At 71.0% G+C, this 18798-nt stretch carries 19 protein-coding genes and 1 tRNA gene; 15 read left to right on the forward strand and 5 right to left on the reverse strand.

The annotated features are described in order from the left end of the window. Positions 1–69 precede the first annotated feature (69 nt). From AC3WLN_RS10480 to AC3WLN_RS10495, 4 genes are read left to right on the forward strand one after another with little or no spacing between them, the layout of a single operon-like run. On the forward strand, positions 70–762 hold the full coding sequence (locus AC3WLN_RS10480) for a Crp/Fnr family transcriptional regulator (protein ID WP_055952878.1): 693 nt from the start codon (positions 70–72) through the stop codon (positions 760–762). A gap of 16 nt (positions 763–778) precedes the next feature. Next, entirely contained in the window at positions 779–1861 is a 1083-nt protein-coding gene (locus AC3WLN_RS10485) for an ABC transporter ATP-binding protein (RefSeq protein ID WP_492481008.1), read from the forward strand. Next, positions 1858–2745, forward strand: coding sequence for an ABC transporter permease (locus tag AC3WLN_RS10490; RefSeq protein ID WP_492481010.1), 888 nt, complete (start codon positions 1858–1860; stop codon positions 2743–2745). Before AC3WLN_RS10485 ends, AC3WLN_RS10490 begins: the two co-directional genes overlap by 4 nt. Next, a complete protein-coding gene (locus AC3WLN_RS10495; RefSeq protein WP_492481012.1) occupies positions 2742–3515 on the forward strand; it encodes an ABC transporter permease subunit in 774 nt (257 codons plus the stop codon). The genes AC3WLN_RS10490 and AC3WLN_RS10495 overlap by 4 nt, the downstream gene beginning before the upstream one ends. Before the next feature lie 10 nt (positions 3516–3525). Here AC3WLN_RS10495 and AC3WLN_RS10500 read toward each other — a convergent pair whose 3' ends face one another. Next, positions 3526–5400: an AsmA family protein gene (locus AC3WLN_RS10500; RefSeq protein WP_492481014.1), complete on the reverse strand. Its 1875-nt coding sequence runs from the start codon at positions 5398–5400 to the stop codon at positions 3526–3528. Between the two features lie 366 nt (positions 5401–5766). Here AC3WLN_RS10500 and AC3WLN_RS10505 point away from each other — a divergent pair, with 366 nt between their 5' ends. From AC3WLN_RS10505 to AC3WLN_RS10520, 4 genes are all read left to right on the forward strand, one after another. After that, complete coding sequence (locus AC3WLN_RS10505) at positions 5767–6495, forward strand: CoA transferase subunit A (protein ID WP_492481016.1); 729 nt, start codon at positions 5767–5769, stop codon at positions 6493–6495. A 23-nt stretch (positions 6496–6518) separates the two neighbouring features. Continuing rightward, a complete protein-coding gene (locus tag AC3WLN_RS10510; protein WP_492481018.1) occupies positions 6519–7178 on the forward strand; it encodes a 3-oxoacid CoA-transferase subunit B in 660 nt (219 codons plus the stop codon). Between the two features lie 154 nt (positions 7179–7332). After that, on the forward strand, positions 7333–7506 hold the full coding sequence (locus tag AC3WLN_RS10515) for a hypothetical protein (RefSeq protein ID WP_492481020.1): 174 nt from the start codon (positions 7333–7335) through the stop codon (positions 7504–7506). A 189-nt stretch (positions 7507–7695) separates the two neighbouring features. After that, on the forward strand, positions 7696–7983 hold the full coding sequence (locus AC3WLN_RS10520; RefSeq protein WP_492481022.1) for a hypothetical protein: 288 nt from the start codon (positions 7696–7698) through the stop codon (positions 7981–7983). A 145-nt stretch (positions 7984–8128) separates the two neighbouring features. Here AC3WLN_RS10520 and AC3WLN_RS10525 read toward each other — a convergent pair whose 3' ends face one another. After that, a complete protein-coding gene (locus AC3WLN_RS10525; RefSeq protein WP_492481024.1) occupies positions 8129–8623 on the reverse strand; it encodes an HD domain-containing protein in 495 nt (164 codons plus the stop codon). A 208-nt stretch (positions 8624–8831) separates the two neighbouring features. Between AC3WLN_RS10525 and AC3WLN_RS10530 the strand changes: the two genes are divergently transcribed. Together AC3WLN_RS10530 and AC3WLN_RS10535 are read left to right on the forward strand one after the other, a co-directional pair. Next, on the forward strand, positions 8832–9242 hold the full coding sequence (locus AC3WLN_RS10530; RefSeq protein ID WP_492481026.1) for a hypothetical protein: 411 nt from the start codon (positions 8832–8834) through the stop codon (positions 9240–9242). Positions 9243–9565: 323 nt separating this feature from the next. Beyond that, on the forward strand, positions 9566–9916 hold the full coding sequence (locus AC3WLN_RS10535) for a DUF3140 domain-containing protein (RefSeq protein WP_492481028.1): 351 nt from the start codon (positions 9566–9568) through the stop codon (positions 9914–9916). Positions 9917–9995: 79 nt separating this feature from the next. On the opposite strand, the gene AC3WLN_RS10540 is transcribed toward AC3WLN_RS10535, so the two are convergent. Continuing rightward, positions 9996–10071, reverse strand: a tRNA-Ala gene (locus AC3WLN_RS10540). A gap of 121 nt (positions 10072–10192) precedes the next feature. On the opposite strand from AC3WLN_RS10540, the gene AC3WLN_RS10545 reads away from it, so the two are divergent. Together AC3WLN_RS10545 and AC3WLN_RS10550 are read left to right on the forward strand one after the other, a co-directional pair. Further along, the gene (locus AC3WLN_RS10545) at positions 10193–10495 is read left to right on the forward strand and encodes a YggT family protein (protein ID WP_238282964.1); all 303 of its coding nucleotides are present in this window, start codon (positions 10193–10195) and stop codon (positions 10493–10495) included. A 93-nt stretch (positions 10496–10588) separates the two neighbouring features. After that, positions 10589–11635: a MaoC family dehydratase gene (locus tag AC3WLN_RS10550; protein WP_492481030.1), complete on the forward strand. Its 1047-nt coding sequence runs from the start codon at positions 10589–10591 to the stop codon at positions 11633–11635. A gap of 175 nt (positions 11636–11810) precedes the next feature. Here AC3WLN_RS10550 and AC3WLN_RS10555 read toward each other — a convergent pair whose 3' ends face one another. Both AC3WLN_RS10555 and AC3WLN_RS10560 read right to left on the reverse strand, forming a co-directional pair. Further along, positions 11811–12611 (reverse strand): TSUP family transporter, encoded by an 801-nt coding sequence (locus AC3WLN_RS10555; RefSeq protein ID WP_492481032.1) that lies wholly within the window; start codon positions 12609–12611, stop codon positions 11811–11813. Positions 12612–12688: 77 nt separating this feature from the next. Continuing rightward, positions 12689–13261, reverse strand: a complete 573-nt coding sequence (locus AC3WLN_RS10560; RefSeq protein WP_492481034.1) for a L,D-transpeptidase — start codon at positions 13259–13261, stop codon at positions 12689–12691. 262 nt (positions 13262–13523) lie between these two features. On the opposite strand from AC3WLN_RS10560, the gene AC3WLN_RS10565 reads away from it, so the two are divergent. The 3 genes from AC3WLN_RS10565 to AC3WLN_RS10575 all read left to right on the forward strand — a co-directional run bounded on the left by AC3WLN_RS10565 (position 13524) and on the right by AC3WLN_RS10575 (position 18793). Continuing rightward, complete coding sequence (locus AC3WLN_RS10565) at positions 13524–13955, forward strand: hypothetical protein (protein ID WP_492481036.1); 432 nt, start codon at positions 13524–13526, stop codon at positions 13953–13955. A gap of 341 nt (positions 13956–14296) precedes the next feature. After that, complete coding sequence (locus tag AC3WLN_RS10570; RefSeq protein ID WP_492481061.1) at positions 14297–15625, forward strand: efflux RND transporter periplasmic adaptor subunit; 1329 nt, start codon at positions 14297–14299, stop codon at positions 15623–15625. A gap of 3 nt (positions 15626–15628) precedes the next feature. Next, a complete protein-coding gene (locus tag AC3WLN_RS10575) occupies positions 15629–18793 on the forward strand; it encodes a multidrug efflux RND transporter permease subunit (protein WP_492481038.1) in 3165 nt (1054 codons plus the stop codon). The last annotated feature ends 5 nt before the right edge of the window (positions 18794–18798 follow it).

The raw sequence follows: 18798 nt of genomic DNA on the forward strand, positions 1-18798 counted from the left end.
GGCGGGACAGCTTGACCCAGGAATTGCACGGCGTATCGATCAGTTGCGAACGATGAGGGGGCAGGACGCGTGACCACAGGACGGCTGACGACCATCCCGTTCTTCAAGGAGCCGGGAATCGAGCTGTCCGTCTACGAGACGCGCTGCCACTGGCGCCGCTTCGACGAGAACGAGGTACTGGTCGATTACGACGACGTCTCCACCGACGTCTATTTCCTGGCCTCCGGCGAGGTGCGAATCCTCAACCGTTCGCAATCGGGCAAGGAAGTGATCCTGGGCGAGATGCGCGGCGGCGCCTTCTTCGGCGAGCTCGCGGCGCTGGACGGCATCGGCCGCTCGGCCAACGTCACCGCGCTGACCCGCGGCGAGGTCTGCGTCGTGCCCGCGCCCGTGTTCCGCCAGATCATCTTCGCCTCGGAGGCCATCGCCGACCGGCTGTTCCGGCTGCTCGCCAAGCGCGTGCGCGAGCTGAACACCCGCCTGATGGAGCACGCGCTCCTCGACCTGCGCCACCGGCTCTATGCCGAGCTGCTGCGCCTGTCCGTGCCCCGCGCCGGCGGCGACGGCGAGCGGGTGGTGACGCCGCCGCCCTATCACCACGTGCTGGCCGCCCGCATCGGCTGCCGCCGCGAGCAGGTGACGCGGGAATTCACCGTGATGGCCGCCGACGGGCTGATCGACCGCACCCGCGGCGCCCTGGTGATCCGCCGGCCCGACCTCCTCGAGGCCCGCGTGGCGGAAGCCCTGCGCGAGGACAGCTGAGGGCCCGGCCTCCGCCATGGCGTCGACGCCCGTCCCGGACCCGGCCGGCCTGCTCACCTGCGCCGGCCTCGGCAAACGCTTCGGCGCGCACGCGGCGGTGGCCGACCTCGACCTGACCCTGCAGCCCGGCGAGTTCGTCTGCCTGCTCGGCCCCTCGGGCTGCGGCAAGAGCACGCTGCTGCGCCTGATCGCCGGGTTCGAAACCCCGAGCGCGGGCACGATCCGCCTCGGCGGCGCCGACATCACCGCCGATCCGCCGCATCGCCGGCCGGTCAACATGATGTTCCAGTCCTACGCCCTGTTCCCGCACATGAGCGTGGCCGCCAACATCGCCTACGGCCTCGCCGGGCTCGGGCGCGCGGCCCGGACCGCGCGGGTGGAGGACCTCCTGCGCCTGGTGCGGCTCGACGGGTTCGGTTCGCGCCGGCCCGACACCCTGTCGGGCGGGCAGCGGCAGCGGGTGGCCCTGGCCCGGGCGCTCGCGCGCTCCCCGCAGGTGCTCCTCCTCGACGAGCCGCTGGGCGCCCTCGACCGGGCCCTGCGCGAGGAGACGCAGGGCGAGCTGCGCGCCCTGCAGCGGCGGCTCGGCACGGGCTTCGTCGTGGTCACGCACGACCCGGCCGAGGCCCTGGCGCTCGCCGACCGCATCGGGGTGATGGAGGCCGGCCGCCTCGTGCAGATCGGCGACGGGGCGAGCCTCTACGAGCGCCCGGCCAACCGCTTCGTCGCCGGGCTCCTCGGCGACGTGAACCTGATCCCGGGCCGGGTCCTGGGGCGGGAGCCCAGCGGGCTCGCCGACCTCGACACCGCCCTCGGGCCCCTGCGCGCCCTCGGCGCCGCGGAGGGGGAGGGCGTCATCGCCCTGCGGCCCGAGCGGATCGCGCTGGCCCGCGCCCCGTCCGGGGACGGACCGGGCCTGCCCGGACAGGTGGTCGAGACGACCTATCTCGGCGACCGCATCCGGCTCCAGGTCCGCATGGCCGACGGATCGGTCTGGCGGGTGAGCGCGCCCGCGGATGCGGGGAGCCCCGGCGCCGGGGAGACCGTCCACCTGTCCTATCCGCCCGAGCGGGCCTGGCTGATGCCGGCGGCGACATGAGGCGGCTGCTCCCGGTCCTGCCCGCCCTCTGGCTCACGGCGTTCGTGCTGCTGCCGGTGATCCTGACCCTGAAGATCAGCCTGTCGACGCCGGCCACCGCCCAGCCGCCCTACCTGCCGGTGCTCGACTGGAGCGCGGGCATCGAGGGCTGGGGCAGCTTCCTCGAAGCCCTCGACTTCACCAATTTCGAGACGCTGGCGAACGACACCCTCTACCGCGACGCCGCCCTGTCCTCCGTCACCCTCGCGGCCGTCGCCACCGCGATCCTGGCGCTGATCGGCACACCGGTCGCGCTCGCCATGGCGCGCGCGCCGGAGCGCTGGCAGCCGCTGCTGGTGGCGCTCCTCATCGTGCCGTTCTGGACGAGCTTCCTGATCCGGATCTACGCCTGGATCGCGATCCTGAAGCCCGAGGGCCTGCTCAGCGCCGGGCTGATGAGGCTCGGGCTGATCGCGCAGCCCCTGGAGATCCTGAACACGCAAGGCGCGGTGCTGATCGGGCTGACCTACGCCTACCTGCCCTTCATGGTACTGCCGCTCTACGCGGTGCTGGCCAAGGCGGATGCGCGCCTGCCCGAGGCCGCGGCCGATCTCGGTGCCGGACCCGCCCGGGTGTTCTGGACCGTGACGCTGCCGCTCGCCCGCCCCGGGCTGACCGCCGGGGCGCTGCTCTGCTTCGTGCCGATGGTCGGCGAGTTCATCATCCCGGACCTGCTCGGCGGCTCGGACACGCTGATGCTCGGACGCGTGCTGTGGAGCGAGTTCTTCTCCAACCGCGACTGGCCGCTCGCCTCCGCGGTGGCGATCCTCGTCCTCGTGCTGGTGGTCGGCCCGCTCATCCTGTTCCGCGAGGACGGGGCCGCCGCCCGGGAGGCCGGCCGGTGAGGGCGCTCGACCGCGTCGCCTTGAGCCTCGGGCTCGGCTTCCTCTACGCGCCGATCCTGATCCTGGTGATCTACTCCTTCAACGCCTCCGCCCTGGTCACGGTCTGGGGCGGGTTCTCGACGCGCTGGTACGGGGTGCTCCTGGCGGACGTGCCGTTGCGGGAGGCGGCCGGGGTCTCGTTCGTGGTGGCGCTGGCCTCGGCCGCGCTCGCCACATCGTTCGGGACCCTGGCGGCGCTTGCCCTCGACCGGGGCGGGCGCTTCGCCGGCCGCCGGGTCTTCACCGGGCTGATCTACGCGCCCCTGGTGATGCCGGAGGTGATCACCGGCCTGTCGCTGCTGCTGCTCTTCGTGGGCTTCGGGCTCGATCGCGGCCTCCTCACCCTGATCGTCGCGCACACCACCCTCGGGCTCGGCTTCGTGGCGGTGATCGTCGGGGCGCGCCTGCGCGGGCTCGACCGCTCGCTGGAGGAGGCGGCGGCCGATCTCGGCGCGCATCCGGGCCGGGTCTTTTCCACCGTCACCCTGCCGCTGATCGCCCCCTCCCTGGCGGCGGCCTTCCTCCTCGCCTTCACCCTGTCCCTCGACGACCTCGTCATCGCGAGCTTCGTCTCGGGGCCGGGGGCGACGACCCTGCCGATGCGGCTCTACAGCCAGGTCCGGCTCGGGGTGAATCCGGAGATCAACGCCGCCTCGACGCTCCTCGTCGGCGCCGTCACCGCCATCGTGCTCACGGCCTCGTGGCTGACCGGGCGGAAGGGCGTGGCGTGAGCCCCCGGCCTCACGGGGCGTAGGCGCGGACCCCGGCCGGAAGCGCCAGCCCGGCGGCGGGCCGGCGCAGGGGATTGGCCGGCACTATCGCCCCGCCCCGCAGGTCCGGCGCCGCGTCCGGGGCGAGACCGGTCACGTCGAGGCTGCCGAAGGGCCCCGCGATCAGGATGCGCATCGGCGGGCGCCGGTCCGGGGCCGCACCGCGGGCCGAGACCTCGGCGAGCGCGTCGCAGTGGCGGTCCGCCAGCGACACGGTCCCGCGCAGGGAGGCGGCGAGGAGGTTGCCCTCCATCGCGCCCTCGGTGATCTCGCCGATGCCGTCGCGGAAGCGCAGGCTCAGGGTCGCGCGCTCGAAGGCGGTGCGGCCCACGCGCCCGGCCGGCACGCGGCTGCGCAGGGCCGCCTCGGCGAGGTCGATGCCGACGAGGGTGCCGCCCTCCACCGACAGGGCCGCATGCCCGTCGAGGTGCTGCAGGAACCCCTGCAGGTCGGTCCCCCACCCCTCCGCCTGGAACTGGCCCTGGGCGCCGCCGAGAATCCAGTTCTCCGGCCGCAGCTCCACCGGAAGGGCGGCGAGATCGAGCCGGTCGAAGGCGCCCTGGACCTTGGCCTCGGTCACGGCCGCGTCCCCGGCCGCGGAGGCGAGGGCGAGCCGGCCCTTCAGGGTTCCGCCGCCGAGGGTGGCGCGGCCCAGGGACGCCTCGATGGCGCCGTCGCGCACCAGGACGCTGGCGGCGAGGTCCTCGGCCAGGATCGGGCCGAACCGGGCCGTGCCCGCCGAGATCCGCAGGTCGAGGTCGCCGCCCGTATAGGGCGCGAGGGCGAGGGCGCGGCTGCGCCAGTCCGGGGCGCCGGCCGGGGCGGCGGTGACGCCGAAGGTGCGCAGCAGGTCCGCCAGCAGGGGGGCGAGGTTCAGGGACTCGGCGGCCAGGGTCGCCTGCACGGCGGGCCGGTCCGGCCCGAACGCGACCGCACCGGCGCCCTCGAGCCGGTTGTCGCCGAAGGCGACGCGGACGTTGGGCAGCAGGAGCTGGCGCCCGCGAATTTCAAAGTTGCCGGTCATCCCGAAGGCGCCGACGAAGGGCGACAGGGCGACGCTGCCGCCCGCCCAGGCCAGGGTCTCGGGCAGGGAGCGGGTGTCGAACTGGCCGAGGCCCGTGAGAATCAGGCCTTCGGCGCCGACGAGGCCGCTGCCCTCCGCCGTCAGGGTCCCGCCGGACCAGCTCGCGCTCAGCGAGAATGGCGTCGTGCCGCCATCGAGGAGATCAACCACGCGCAGGCCGGAGACCGAGAAGCGCGTCGGCATCGCGCTCCACTGGAAACTGCCGAAGAGCTCGGCCTGGGCGCTCCAGAGCGGCCAGGACAGGGTCAGGTCGAGGTCGCGCGCGGTCTGGGGCGAGCCGTCGCGGGGGTCGAGCCCGATGGCGGTGGTCCGCGACAGGCTGATCCGGCGCGGATGCGCGGTGCCGTCGGCGCCGAGCCGCTGGTTGAGCAGGCGGACCGGCTCGGCCCAGCGGGTGTCGTCCTCCCCGGACGGCAGGTGCAGGGTCGCGCCGTCGAGGCCGAGCGTGCTCACCTCGAAGCGCCCGGTGAGCAGGCCGAGCAGGTTGAGCTGCAGCGAGAGCGCGCCGCCCTCGGCCAGCACCGGACCGTCGATGCGGCCGGCGGCGAGCCGGACGTCGCGGAAGCCGAGGCGGGGCAGGGGCAGCAGGGTGACCTCGGTCCGCCCGGCCGCGCTCATGGCGAGCCCGTAGGACTGGACGAATTCCCGCGCCACGTAGGCCCGCAGGCGCGGCGACGCCACCGACCAGGGCAGGCAGGCGGCCCAGACGACGGCGACGAAGGCCCCGAGGCTCAGGAGCGAGAGGAGGCGGCGCAGCGGCATTCCACTCCATCCGGTGGGTGGGACGCGCGGCGAAGCACGCGATCGACGATGGGATGGGCGCGTCCGGCCCCGGCGGCCGCGACGCGCGGAGGAACCGGCGACCTGTCCCTGATAGTCCTCGGCGCGGCGCTTGTCTCCCCGGGGCGGTCCGGGCGGCCCGCGCCATCCACGGTCCAGAGGGGCGCGGCGATCCGGGCGGCCGGGACGCGTGCCGCCCGGAGGCGGGGCACGGGCCTCTCGGACCATGGGCCGAGCGTACCGTGCCATGCAAAATGTAACCGCCGCATCGCCACAAGGGCTTGGCAGGACGCCGCTTTCGCGTGACGGTCGCGCCGACCAAGAACAGAACCACACTGGAGGGCATCCATGAAGAAGGTTTACCCCGACGCCACGGCGGCGCTGGCCGGCGTGCTGAAGGACGACATGATGATCATGTGCGGCGGCTTCGGCCTCTGCGGCATTCCCGACGCCCTGATCGACGCGATCCGCGAGTCGGGCGTGAAGGGCCTCACCGTGGTGTCGAACAATGCCGGCATCGACGGCGTCGGCCTCGGCAAGCTCCTCGAGACCCGCCAGGTCGCCAAGATGATCTCGTCCTATGTGGGCGAGAACAAGGAATTCGCCCGGCAGTACCTCGGCGGCGAGCTCGCCATCGAGTTCAACCCCCAGGGCACCCTGGCCGAGCGCATCCGCGCCGGCGGCGCCGGCATCCCGGCCTTCTACACCAAGACCGGCGTCGGTACCCTGATCGCCGAGGGCAAGGACGTGCGCGCATTCGACGGCGAGGACTACGTGATGGAGCGCGGGCTGTTCGCGGACCTCGCCATCGTCCATGCCTGGAAGGGCGACACCGAAGGCAACCTGATCTACCGGAAGACCGCGCGGAACTTCAATCCGATGATGGCCACCGCCGCGAAGATCACCGTCGCGCAGGTCGAGCACCTGGTGCAGCCCGGCGAGATCGATCCCGACACCATCGTCACCCCCGGCATCTTCGTGAAGCGCATCGTCCACGTGCCGGTGCGCGAGAAGCGCATCGAGCAGCGCACCACCCGCAAGCGCGGCGAGCCCGCCGTGCCCGCCGCCGCCGTCTGAGAGCCGAGCTAAGGAGAACCATCATGGCCTGGACCCGCGAACAGATGGCGGAGCGCGCCGCGAAGGAGCTGCAGGACGGCTTCTACGTGAACCTCGGCATCGGTATCCCGACCCTCGTGTCGAACTACATCCCGGACGGGATGTCGGTGCAGCTGCAATCCGAGAACGGCATGCTCGGCATGGGGCCCTTCCCCTACGAGGGCGAGGAGGACGCCGACCTCATCAACGCCGGCAAGCAGACGATCACCGCGCTGCCGACCACCAGCTACTTCTCGTCCTCGGATTCCTTCGGGATGATCCGCGGCGGGCACATCAACCTGTCGATCCTCGGCGCCATGCAGGTGGCCGAGAACGGCGATCTGGCCAACTGGATGATCCCCGGCAAGATGGTGAAGGGCATGGGCGGCGCCATGGACCTCGTGGCCGGCGTCAAGAAGGTGGTGGTGGTGATGGAGCACACCGCCAAGGGCAAGGACGGCTCGGAGAGCCCCAAGCTGCTGGCGGAATGCGACCTGCCGCTCACCGGCACCCGCGTGGTCGACATGGTCATCACCGATCTCGGCGTCTTCACCATCGACAAGAAGGGCGAGGACGGCATGACCCTGGTCGAGCTCGCCGAGGGCGTCACCGAGGACGAGGTCCGCGCCAAGACCACCGCCCGCTTCACCACGAAGCTCGCCTGAGCGGCGGCATCGGGTGGAGCCGATCCGCCCGGCCCCTTGCACGCCATAAGCCCGCCCGGCCCCCGCCGCGGTGGGCTTTTTTGCGATTCCGGGAGTCCCCGCCGCCCCGCGGCGCCCTACGGTAAGGCTCAGGGTCCATACGGGAGCGCACGACATGGCAGTGGTTTCAAAGACGGTGATGGCGGAGGGCAAGGCGGCCAAGCAGGCCGGCCAGCCGGATTCCGCCAATCCCTATCCGGCCGGTTCGCAGAACAGCGCCGACTGGCTCGAGGGCTACACCGACGACGAGGCCGAGCAGAACACCGACCGGGCCGAGAGCGACATCTGAGCACGCGCCGGGGGCCGGCGGCGCCGGCTCCCGGGAACGGCGCGCAAGGACATCGGCGCCGGCGCCGATCCCGAGCGAAGAGATAGAAGATCAATCTCGATACCGGTAGGGTTTCGAGAAAGAATTTGAACAATGGATCACCGACCCGCGTTGCTCGACCAGAGAACGAAATCTGGGAGACACACCATCATGTCGATCAAGACCCTTGCCTTCGCCGGCTCCATCGCCCTGGCCCTGACCGGCACCGCCTTCGCGCAGACCGCGACCGGGACCGAGCAGAACATGAACAACCCGGGCAGCGTGAAGAGCAACAGCGAGAAGTCGATGGAGCGGATGGGCGCGCCGGCCACGACCGGTTCGACCATGGCCCCGGCCGGCACCTCCGGCGGTCCGAGCACCGCGACGGTCGGCGCCCCTGGCGGCAGCACCGGCGGCAACGGCGAGACCGGCAGCGGCGCGGCGCCCAGCGGCAAGTGATCCTCGGCTGAGAGGTGATTTTCGGCCGAGATGTGATTCTCGGCGGAGATCGGATCGTTGGCCCATGGGTCGACCGGGCGGGCGTCGATCCGGCGCCCGCTTCCGAGCCCCGCAGCCCCGCTGCGGGGCTTCGTCGTGTCCGCGCCTACCCGCCCGTATAGCCGAGGGCGGCGGCGGCCCCCTTCAGGCGTTCGAAGGCCTCGGCGTAGCGCGTGCGCCGGGGCTCTCCGTCGGCCAGGGTCCGGTCGGGACTGAGATTGTCCTCGGTGTCGGACATCTTGATCAGCAGCGCCCCGAGATGGTGTTTGGCGATGAGGGTCGAGATCCGTTCGCCGTAGGGCAGGGGCTCGGCCGGCTTCGTCAGCATCACCACCATGGCGATCACGGCGTCGGAGAAGCCCTCGGCCCGCAGGGCGACCGGCGTGGTCGGGGTGTCCTCGAGGACGTCGTGCAGGATGGCGGCCTGCATCACCTCCATCGGTTCGATGGGGAGGCGGTCCACCGACTTGGCGTGGCCGGCCCGGCCGACCGCCGCGTTGGCGACCCGCTCCAGGTGGCGGATGTAGGGTTGCCCGCCCTTATCGATCTGGCCCGCATGCGCGATCATCGCGAAGCTGTGGGCCTCGAAGATGGATGCCATGCCGCGCGCTCCTCTCCGGCCTCCGCCGACCCCGTAGACCATCCTCCCGGGGAATCGGCAAGCGCGGCACGGGCGGCGCGCCGCGGCCCGGAAACGGGACGGGCCCGGCCGGTAACGTTAGCCGCCCGTTAAGCGGAACCGTCGACATCAAGGGGATGTGCCGGGCTGATCGCCCGGCCCTTCGAGTGCAGCGTGAGGACAGTGGCGTATGGGCAGCGTTCCGGCGACGATGGACAATGTGGTCCCCTTCCGACGCGCCCTCCGCCCGCAGCCGTCGGCCGCCCCGTCGGCGCCGCGCGGCGGCCTCGCGGCCCGGCGCAGCGAGCAGCGCGCCCTGATGGATTCGGTCTATGCCACGGGCAGCCTCTCGGTGGCCGCGGGCGACCGCGAGATCAAGCTGATCGCGGCCCGGCTCCAGGTCTACGGCTTCGTGCTGATCGAGGAGATCGGGGCCGACGGCACGCCCCGGCGCCTGCGCCCCTCGGAGGCGATCCGGGCCCGGACCGAGTCGCCCTGGCGCCTGTCGAAGGCGAGCTACGGCGCGGGTGCGGGCCTCGCCGTCACCATCCCGGCCATCGACGACTTCCTGTTCGACCAGCCCGCCGACCGCCCGGCCTGACCCGGCCCATCGGGCCCTCTGTGGCCGCCGGGAGACATCGGCAATTTCCTCGTCAAAGCCGTAGTTCCGATCATCGAATTCTTAGGCCGGGCGTGAGAAGAAGGATCTCGTTTCACTCCCGGCCAAACCGCCATGCTGTCCGCCTCAGAAAACATCGTCATCCAGCACCGTGAGATCGTCGCCGTCCTGGTGACGTACGGGATATTCCTGGCCGGCGTGATGGGGGTGGCCTGGCTCATCGCCTGAGGAGACGCGCCGTCGCGGAGTCGGAACCCCGCGGCCGGCGCCCCGGTTTTCCGCCCGAGATTTCGGGAGAGAACCGCATGGCAGCGAAGGCCGACGACCACGCCGAGACCTACACGGCGTTCCACGACGCGGTGAACATGACTCCGGCCAAGCTGGAGGCGTTCCTGGAGACCGACGAGAGCCAGTCGGTCGGGCAGAAGAAGGCGGGCGGCGAGGCGACGGGCCACCGCGAGGGGCGGCGCATCGTCGAACTCCTGCGCACCAAGAAGGCCGATCTCAGCGACGACGACTACGCGCACATGGCCAAGGTCGTCGGCTACGTCCACCGCCACCTGAAGCAGGGCGGACCGGACGACCGGGCCAAGGTGAAGGATTCGCCCTGGCGCCTGTCGCTGATGAACTGGGGCCACGACCCGCTCAAGGACTAGCGGCGGCGGCCCGCGCGGGCGCCGCATCCTCTCGGTCGTCTGGTTAAAACCACCGGCGGCCCCGCATGCTGGGGAAACCTGGTGGAGCTGAGCGGGATCGAACCGCTGACCTCCGCAGTGCGATTGCGGCGCTCTCCCATCTGAGCTACAGCCCCGTTCCGGGGTGGCGGCCTTTTAGGCTCGCGCACGCCGACCTGTCAATTCCAGAAATCCTGCTGCTTTGCGTGCGCGTGATGCGCCCCGCGGGCGCGGGTCACGAGGACATCGTTTCCGCGCATGAACGCCTTCATCTGGCTCTTCGACACCGTCGTGCAGCTCTACATCTACGTCCTGATCGCCAGCGCCGTCCTGAGCTGGCTCGTGGCGTTCAACGTCGTGAATGTCCGCAACCCGATCGTGTCGCAGATCGGCGAGGTGCTCTATCGCCTGACCGAGCCGGTGCTGCGCCCGATCCGCAACATCCTGCCCAACCTCGGCGGCGTCGACCTGTCGCCGATCGTGCTCGTGCTGCTGCTGCTGTTCGCCAGCCGCCTGCTGCATGAATTCGTGCCGACCCAGACCACCATCTACACGCGCTGAGCCGGCACGCGCCCAAGGGGCGGGCCGCAACGACGGCCCGCCCGACATCAAAAAACCGACGCGCCACCGCGCCGCCCTGGGGACGAGACCGTCATGAAGACCAATCCCGGCCGCTTCTTCGAGGATTACCGCCTCGGGGAGACCATCCGCCACGCCACGCCCCGCACGGTCACCCTCGGCGACGTCGCGCTCTACACCGCCCTCTACGGCCCGCGCTTCGCCGTGCAGTCCTCGGACGCCTTCGCGCGCGCCATCGGCTATCCGCGGAGCCCGCTCGACGACCTGCTGACCTTCCACGTGGTCTTCGGCAAGACCGTGCCGGACATCTCCCTAAACGCGCTCGCCAATCTCGGCTATGCGGAGGGCGGCTTCCGCCGCCCGGTCTATCCGGGCGAGACCCTCTCGACCGTCTCCGAGGTGATCGGCCTCAAGGAGAGCTCGAACCGCCAGACCGGCGTGGTCTACGTGCGCTCCACGGGCTCGGACGCCAACGGCGAGACCGTGCTCAGCTATTGCCGCTGGGTGCTGGTGAGGAAGCGCGATCCGGAAGCGGTCATCGCCCAGGAGCACGTGCCGACCTTCGCCAAGGTGGTGGACCCGGCCGACCTCGCCGGCGCCCTGCCGCCCCTCGACGCGGGCGCCTACGATTGCGAACTCGCCGGCTCGCCCCACCGCTTCGGCGACTACGTCGTCGGCGAGCGCATCGACCATGTCGACGGCATGACCGTCGAGGAGGCCGAGCACCAGATCGCCACGCGCCTCTACCAGAACACCGCCAAGGTGCATTTCGACGGCTACGCGGCCAAGGACACCCGCTTCGGCCGCCGCCTGATCTATGGCGGCGTCGTCATCTCGCTGGCCCGGGCCCTGAGCTTCAACGGCCTCGGCAACGCCTTCGCGCTGGCGGGCATCAATGCCGGCCGCCACGTGGCACCACTGTTCGCCGGAGACACGGTCTACGCCTGGAGCGAGGTGCTGGAGACCGCCGAGTTGCCCGGCCGCAGCGACATCGGGGCGCTGCGCCTGCGCACGGTCGCCACCAAGAACCAGCCCTGCGGCGGCTATCCCGACAAGGTCGGCGACGCCTACGACCCGTCGGTGATCCTCGACCTCGACTACTGGGCCTTCATGCCGCGCTGAGGGGGGCTGAACCCGGGGCCCGGCGGCCGCGATCGGCCGTCGTCGCGGGGTTCGCGAACCCGGTGGCGGCGCCGGACGATCTCGCGCAGGCCATCGGTCGGGATGCGGCCGCCGATCGCCCCCGGAAACCGGGAACCGGATGGCGGGTCGTCACGGACGGCCCCGAGATCGACGATCAGCCGCCGAACAGCCCCATCACCGTCCGGCGCAGCGGGTTGGCCGGATCGGAGAGGAGGCGCAGGGCCATCAGGCAGGCGATGGTGACGAGGAGCGGCCGGATCAGCCGGGCGCCCATGCGGATCGCGAGGCGCGAGCCGATCTGCGCGCCGAGGAAGGCGCCCACCGCCATCATCAGGCCGATCGCCCAGACCACGTGGCCGCCCAGCGCGAACAGGGCGAGGCTGCCGAGGTTGCTCGCCGCGTTGGCGAGCTTGGTGTGGGCGGTGCCCTTCACCACCCCGAGGCCGAGCAGGGTGACGAAGCCGATCATGTAGAAGGCGCCGGCGCCGGGCCCGAAGACGCCGTCGTAGAAGCCCACCGCCGGGGCCCAGGTCAGGGCGAACCAGTTCGGGGTGATCCGCGCGGCGGCGTCCTCGTTGCTCATCCGCTTGGCGGTGGCGAAGTAGATCGCGATGGCCACCAGCAGGATCGGCACCGCGGCGTCGAGGACGGCGCGCGGCAGCAGGCTCACGCAGAGCGCGCCGGCGACCGACGCGCAGCCGGCGCTGACCGCGATCTTCCAGGCGTCCGGCCAGTGGATCAGGCGGCGGCGGGCGAAGGCGAGGGTCGAGGAGACCGCGCCGGCGCTGCCCTGCAGCTTGTTCGTGGCGATCGCCGAGACGGGATCGAGGCCGGAGAGCAGCAGCGCCGGCAGGGTCAGGAGGCCGCCGCCGCCCGCGATCGCGTCGACGCAGCCGGCCGCGACCGCGACCGCGAACAGACCCGCGATCAGGCCGATATCCACCCCGAAGATCATCCCGTCCTCACGTCATGGTCCAGTGAGGACCGACTGGAGGCGGGATGGAGATCGAGAGGAGGCGCCGGAGCGGCGCCTCAGTTGCGGACGACGACCCGGGTGCCGACCTTGGCGCGGTCGTAGAGGTCGACCACGTCCTTGTTGGTCATGCGGATGCAGCCCGAGGAGACGGCGGCGCCCATGGTCTCGGGCTCGTTCGAACCGTGAATCCGATAGAGCGAGGAGCCGAGATAGAGGGCGCGCGCGCCGAGCGGATTGTCCTGGCCGCCGGCCATGAAGCGCGGCAGGTCGGGCCGGCGCGCCAGCATCTGCGACGGCGGACGCCAATCCGGCCATTCCTTCTTCATGGTCACGCGCTTCTCGCCGGACCAGGAGAAGCCCTGGCGTCCGACGCCGACGCCGTAGCGCACGGCCTGGCCGCCGCCGAGCACGTAGTAGAGCCGGCGCTGGCTCGTGGAGACCACGATGGTGCCGGGCTTCTCCGCGCCCTTCCAGGCGACGGTCTCGCGCGGGATCGCCTGCTCCTTGAAGATGTTCATGAAGTCGGCGATCGGGCCGCTGTCGAACGGATTTCCGGCGAGGGCCGGTCCGGTCGATGCGGTCAGGGCCGCCGCCAGGGCGGATGCGACGAGAGCGCGGCGCGTCTGCATGGTCTGTCCTCCAGCCGAGATCCGGCAAGGACGGGCACGGCGGCCCGCCATTCCCGGAGGCACATGGTCGGGGCGAGAGCCTTGGCGGGATGGGGCAGGGCGGTCAACCGAGCCGGGACCGAACCCGCCGGCCTGTGTGATCCTGGCAACGCCGGTCGCCCCCCCGCCGACGGCTTTCGCGGAGGCACCGGAGGGGGGATGAGCCCTGACACGATGCCGCAGGAACTTGCGGCCAAGCCCGGTCGCCCCCAGACTCGGTGCGGTGAAACCCGCAGACCTTCATAGCGCAAGCGCCGCCGATACGGCTGCACGCCGGCACGACACGGCCCCGCCCCGCGCGGCACGTCCGGTCCTGCATGCCGTCGGGGTCGTCGCGTCCGGGTTCCTGGCGCTGCTGCTCCTCGTCTGCGCCGTCCTACCCCTGCTGCGGATGGCGGGCGACGTGCCGCACGGCTTCGAGCGCCAGCCCGTCCTGTCCCAGGCGGCGCTTCCCGAGAACCGGGACCCGAACCTGCGCGTCTCCAGCGCGATGGTCGATCTCGACGACAGCTACGGCAGCGTCGCGGCCCTGCGCATCCCACAGGTGACGAAGCTCCGGGCGGATCGCCTGGCGATGCCGCGCATCCTGACCGGGCTCGCCACGCGCGCGCTCGCGCCCCTGGAACGTCCACCCAGGCTCGGCCGCCCGGCTTGAGGCCTCTGCCGCCGTCCGGCGGACGCGGGGTTCGACGTCGCTTTCTCGCGTCGAATACAACCGGTGTCGTCGGAACGCCCAGATTGTCGGCCACCCAGGCGTCATCGGACGATTCGGGTCCGGGCCTCCCACGCCGTCGCGGCGCGGGCCGAACCGCCGCACCCGCCACCCTCACCCCCGCGACCGGCCATCCGACATGGCCCGACGCTTGCCAAAGCCCCGACCGCACGCGGTGACGAAGGGGCCGGGACCTTGAACGCGGCGATGCCGGCCCGTGATGCGCGGGCCATCCGCCGGACATTCGCAGGAGCGACACGATCGTGACGTCTTTCAACCACCGCCTGTTCGGGGCCCGGCCGACCGCGCTCGCCGCGGGCGTCGTCCTGGTCGCCCTCTCGGCCTGCAATCAGAAGCAGCAGGCCGCGGGGCCGGTCCCGGGACCGGCGCCCGAGGTCAACATCGTGACCGTCCGCGAGCAGCCGATCCCCTACGTGCGGGACCTGCCCGGCCGCGTCGCGCCCCTGCGGATCGCCGAGGTGCGCTCGCGCGTGGCCGGGCTCGTGGTGAAGCGGACCTTCGAGCAGGGCAGCTTGGTCAAGGAGGGCGACCTTCTCTACAAGATCGACCCGGCTCCCTTCGAGGTCGAGCTGCAGAGCGCCGAGGCGGCGCTCGCCCGGACGGAAGCCGCGCTGGTCCTCGCGAACCAGCAGGCCGACCGCCTGGAGCAGCTGCTCTCGCGCCAGACCGCGAGCCAGGCCCAGTACGACAGCGCCTATGCGGGCCTGAAGCAGGCGGAGGCCGAGGTCGCCGGCGCCAAGGCCGCCAGGGACCGGGCCAAGCTCAACCTGAGCTGGACCGACGTCCGCGCCCCGATCTCGGGCCGCATCGGCCGGGCGCTCCTCACCGAGGGCACCCTGGTGGAGCAGGGGGGCACCGCCAACCTCGCCACCATCCAGCAGCTCGACCCGATCTACGTCGACATCACCCAGTCGGTGGGCGAACTGACCAAGCTGCGCCGGGATCTGGCCAGCGGCGAGCTCTCGCGCCTCTCGGCCGACACCGCCAACGTGCACCTGATCATGGATGACGGCTCGCTCTACGGCTCGGCCGGCAAGCTGCTGTTCTCCGATGTCACCGCCGACCCCAGCACCGGCCAGGTGACCCTGCGCGTGCTGTTCCCGAACCCCCACGACGAGCTCTTCCCCGGCATGTATGTCCGCGCCCGCATCAAGCAGGGCATCGACACCGACGCCCTCGCGGTGCCGCAGCAGGCGATCCAGCGGACCAGCGACGGCAAGGCCGAGGTCTGGGTGGTGCGCGAGGACAGCAAGGTCATGCTCCAGCCCGTGGAGGTCGGCTCCGTGGTCGGCAACCAGTGGATCATCCGCTCCGGCCTGAAGGCCGGCGACCGCGTGGTGGTGGAGGGCGTGCAGAAGATCGTCGCCGGCCAGGAGGTGAAGACCGTCGAGATCAGGACGGCCGCCGACGACAGCGAGCCGAAGCCGCGCGACACCGACACCGCTGACGCCGATGCCGACCCCAAGGCCGGGCGGCCCAAAGCCGATCCCACCAAGGGCGATCCGACCAGGGCGGAGGCCGCCAAATCCGATCCCGGCAAGTCCGACTCCGGCAGGGGCGACGGGGTCAAGCCCGTGTCGCAGGTGCGCTGACCCATGGCTCGCTTCTTCATCGACCGGCCGGTCTTCGCCTGGGTCGTCGCCCTCTTCATCATCCTGGGCGGCGTGCTCTCCCTGCCCCTGCTGCCGGTGGCGCAGTATCCCGTGATCGCGCCCCCCTCGATCGCCCTCTCCACCGCCTTCCCGGGCGCCTCGGTGGAGAGCCTCTACACCGGCACGACCCGGCTCATCGAGGATGAGCTGAACGGGGCGGCCAACATCATGAGCTTCGAGTCGACCACCGATTCCTTCGGCTCGATCAACATCACCGCGACCTTCCTGCCCGGCACCGACCCGGCGCTGGCCTCCGTCGAGGTGCAGAACCGCCTGAAGCGCGTCGAAGCCCGCCTGCCGGCGGAGGTGCGCCAGCAGGGCATCCTGGTCGAGGAGGCCTCGGCGGCGACGCTCAACATCATCACGCTGGTCTCCACCGACGGGAAGATGGACGAGATCGGGCTGGGCGACTTCCTGATCCGCAACGTCATCAACGAGATCCGCCGCGTGCCCGGCGTCGGCCGCGCGACCCTCTACTCGACCGAGCGCTCGCTGCGCGTCTGGGTCGATCCCGACAAGCTGCGCGGCCTGTCATTGACCCCCGAGGACGTCACCGACGCGATCCGCAACCAGAACATCCAGATCGCGTCCGGCGCGGTCGGCGCCCAGCCGAGCCCGAGCAAGCACCCGGTCTTCGCGCCGATCATCGTCAAGGGCCAGCTCAACACCGTGGAGGATTTCGGCGCGATCGTGCTGCGGGCGAATTCCGACGGCTCGAACGTGCGCCTGCGCGACGTGTCCCGGATCGAGCTCGGCGGCGACGCCTACCAGTTCTCCACCCGCCTCAACGGCGGCGAGGCGGCGGGCATCTCCGTGACCCTGGCCCCCGACGGCAACGCCCTCGAGACCGCCCAGGCCATCCGCGCCAAGATGGAGGAGCTGTCGCAGTTCTTCCCGCCCGGCCTGAAGTGGGACATCCCCTACGACATCACCCCGGCGGTGCAGGCCTCGATCAAGAAGGTCCTGATGACCCTGGTCGAGGCGGTGGTGCTGGTGTTCGTGGTGATGTACCTGTTCCTGCAGAACATCCGCTACACCCTGATCCCCACCATCGTCGTCCCGATCGCGCTCCTCGGCACCGTCACGGTGATGCTGCTGGCGGGGTTCTCGATCAACGTGCTCACCATGTTCGGCATGGTGCTGGCCATCGGCATCCTCGTCGACGACGCCATCGTGGTGGTGGAGAACGTCGAGCGCATCATGAACGAGGAGGGGCTCCCGCCGAAGGAGGCCACCCGCAAGGCGATGAGCCAGATCACCGGCGCCATCATCGGCATCACCCTGGTGCTCGTCGCGGTGTTCATCCCGATGGCCTTCTTCCCCGGTTCGGTGGGCATCATCTACCGGCAGTTCTCCATCGCGATGGTGACCTCGATCGGCTTCTCGGCGCTCCTCGCCCTGTCGCTGACCCCGGCGCTCTGCGCGACCCTGCTGAAGCCGATCGAGAAGGGCCACGGCCACGCCAAGGGCGGCTTCTTCGGCTGGTTCAACCGGATCGTCGACCGCGAGACGGCCCGCTACGGCCGCGGCGTCGCCGGGCTGATCAAGCGCTCCGGCAAGGTGATGATGGTCTACCTCGCCCTGCTGGTCGGGGTCGGCTTCGCCTTCCTGCGCCTGCCCGAGGGCTTCCTGCCCGTGGAGGACCAGGGCTTCTTCACGGTCGACATCCAGACGCCGCCCGGCGCCTCGTTCAACCGCACCCAGGCGGCGGTGCGCGAGGTGGAGCAGTATCTCCTGGCCCGGCCCGGGGTCGCCACCGTGACGATGCTGAACGGCTTCTCGTTCTCGGGCCAGGGCCCGAACCTGAGCCAGGCCTTCGTCACCCTGAAGCCCTGGAGCGAGCGCGACGCGGCCAATTCCGCCAGCGCCCTGGTGGCCGACACCAACGCGGCCCTCGCCGGCTACCGCGACGCCATCATCGACGCGCAGGAGCCGCCGCCGGTGGACAACCTCGGCAACGCCGCCGGCTTCTCGTTCCGCCTCCAGGACCGGGCCCAGCGCGGCTACTCGGCCCTCACGGCGGCCGAGTCGCAGCTGCTGACCCTCGCCAAGAAGAGCCCCATCCTGCAGAAGATGAAGATCGAGGGCCTGTCCCCGACGCCGCAGGCGGAGCTGATCATCGACCGCGAGAAGGCCGCCGCCCTCGGGGTGAAGTTCGAGGACATCAACAGCACCATCCAGGTCAACCTGGGCTCGGTCTACACCAACGACTTCCCCAACCAGGGCAAGATGCAGCGCGTCTACGTCCAGGCGGAACAGCTGCAGCGCATGCAGGCGCCCGACCTGCTGAACTACGGGGTGAAGAACGCCATGGGCACGATGGTGCCGATGTCGTCCTTCGCGGACCTGAAATGGGGCGTCGGCCCCTCGCAGATCGTCGGCTTCAACGGCTACCAGTCGGTCCGCTTCACCGGCGAGCCGGCCGCGGGCTACACTTCGGGCGACGCCATCGCCGAGATGGAGCGCCTGATGCAGCAATTGCCGAAGGGCTTCGGCTATGCCTGGACCGGCCAGTCGCTGCAGGAGAAGCAGGCGGGCTCGCAGGCCTCGCTGCTCCTCGGCCTCTCGATCCTGATCGTGTTCCTGTGTCTCGCCGCCCTCTACGAGAGCTGGTCGATCCCGTTCTCGGTGCTGCTCGTCATCCCGCTCGGCATCGTCGGCTCGGTGGCGGCGGTGTACCTGCGCGGCCTGCCCAACGACGTCTACTTCAAGATCGGCATCATCACGATCATCGGTCTCTCGGCCAAGAACGCGATCCTGATCGTGGAATTCGCCAAGGACCTGTGGAAGCCGGGCAAGTCGCTGGTCGACGCCACCATCGAGGCCTCGGCCCTGCGGTTCCGGCCCATCGTGATGACCTCGCTCGCCTTCATCTTCGGCGTGGTGCCGCTGGCCATCGCCACCGGCGCCGCCTCGAAGAGCCAGCAGGCGATCGGCACCGGCGTGCTCGGCGGCATGATCTCGGCCACCATCCTGGCGGTGCTGTTCGTGCCGGTGTTCTTCGTGGTGGTGATGCGGATCTTCCGCCGCAAGGACGCCACCGAGGGCATCCAGCCCGAGGCGGAGCCCGGCGCGGTGCACGTGCCCCACCACGCGCCGGCCGAGTAGGCCGG

The organism is Methylobacterium sp. FW306-05-D (assembly GCF_058782155.1).

Coding starts and splice junctions, on each gene's coding strand:
- AC3WLN_RS10575 (WP_492481038.1), top strand. CDS start 15,629: ATGGCTCGCTTCTTCATCGACCGGCCGGTCTTCGCCTGGGTCGTCGCC.
- AC3WLN_RS10485 (WP_492481008.1), top strand. CDS start 779: ATGGCGTCGACGCCCGTCCCGGACCCGGCCGGCCTGCTCACCTGCGCC.
- AC3WLN_RS10530 (WP_492481026.1), top strand. CDS start 8,832: ATGGGCAGCGTTCCGGCGACGATGGACAATGTGGTCCCCTTCCGACGC.
- AC3WLN_RS10525 (WP_492481024.1), bottom strand. CDS start 8,623: ATGGCATCCATCTTCGAGGCCCACAGCTTCGCGATGATCGCGCATGCG.
- AC3WLN_RS10535 (WP_492481028.1), top strand. CDS start 9,566: ATGGCAGCGAAGGCCGACGACCACGCCGAGACCTACACGGCGTTCCAC.
- AC3WLN_RS10505 (WP_492481016.1), top strand. CDS start 5,767: ATGAAGAAGGTTTACCCCGACGCCACGGCGGCGCTGGCCGGCGTGCTG.
- AC3WLN_RS10500 (WP_492481014.1), bottom strand. CDS start 5,400: ATGCCGCTGCGCCGCCTCCTCTCGCTCCTGAGCCTCGGGGCCTTCGTC.
- AC3WLN_RS10510 (WP_492481018.1), top strand. CDS start 6,519: ATGGCCTGGACCCGCGAACAGATGGCGGAGCGCGCCGCGAAGGAGCTG.
- AC3WLN_RS10550 (WP_492481030.1), top strand. CDS start 10,589: ATGAAGACCAATCCCGGCCGCTTCTTCGAGGATTACCGCCTCGGGGAG.
- AC3WLN_RS10555 (WP_492481032.1), bottom strand. CDS start 12,611: ATGATCTTCGGGGTGGATATCGGCCTGATCGCGGGTCTGTTCGCGGTC.
- AC3WLN_RS10515 (WP_492481020.1), top strand. CDS start 7,333: ATGGCAGTGGTTTCAAAGACGGTGATGGCGGAGGGCAAGGCGGCCAAG.
- AC3WLN_RS10520 (WP_492481022.1), top strand. CDS start 7,696: ATGTCGATCAAGACCCTTGCCTTCGCCGGCTCCATCGCCCTGGCCCTG.
- AC3WLN_RS10545 (WP_238282964.1), top strand. CDS start 10,193: ATGAACGCCTTCATCTGGCTCTTCGACACCGTCGTGCAGCTCTACATC.
- AC3WLN_RS10560 (WP_492481034.1), bottom strand. CDS start 13,261: ATGCAGACGCGCCGCGCTCTCGTCGCATCCGCCCTGGCGGCGGCCCTG.
- AC3WLN_RS10490 (WP_492481010.1), top strand. CDS start 1,858: ATGAGGCGGCTGCTCCCGGTCCTGCCCGCCCTCTGGCTCACGGCGTTC.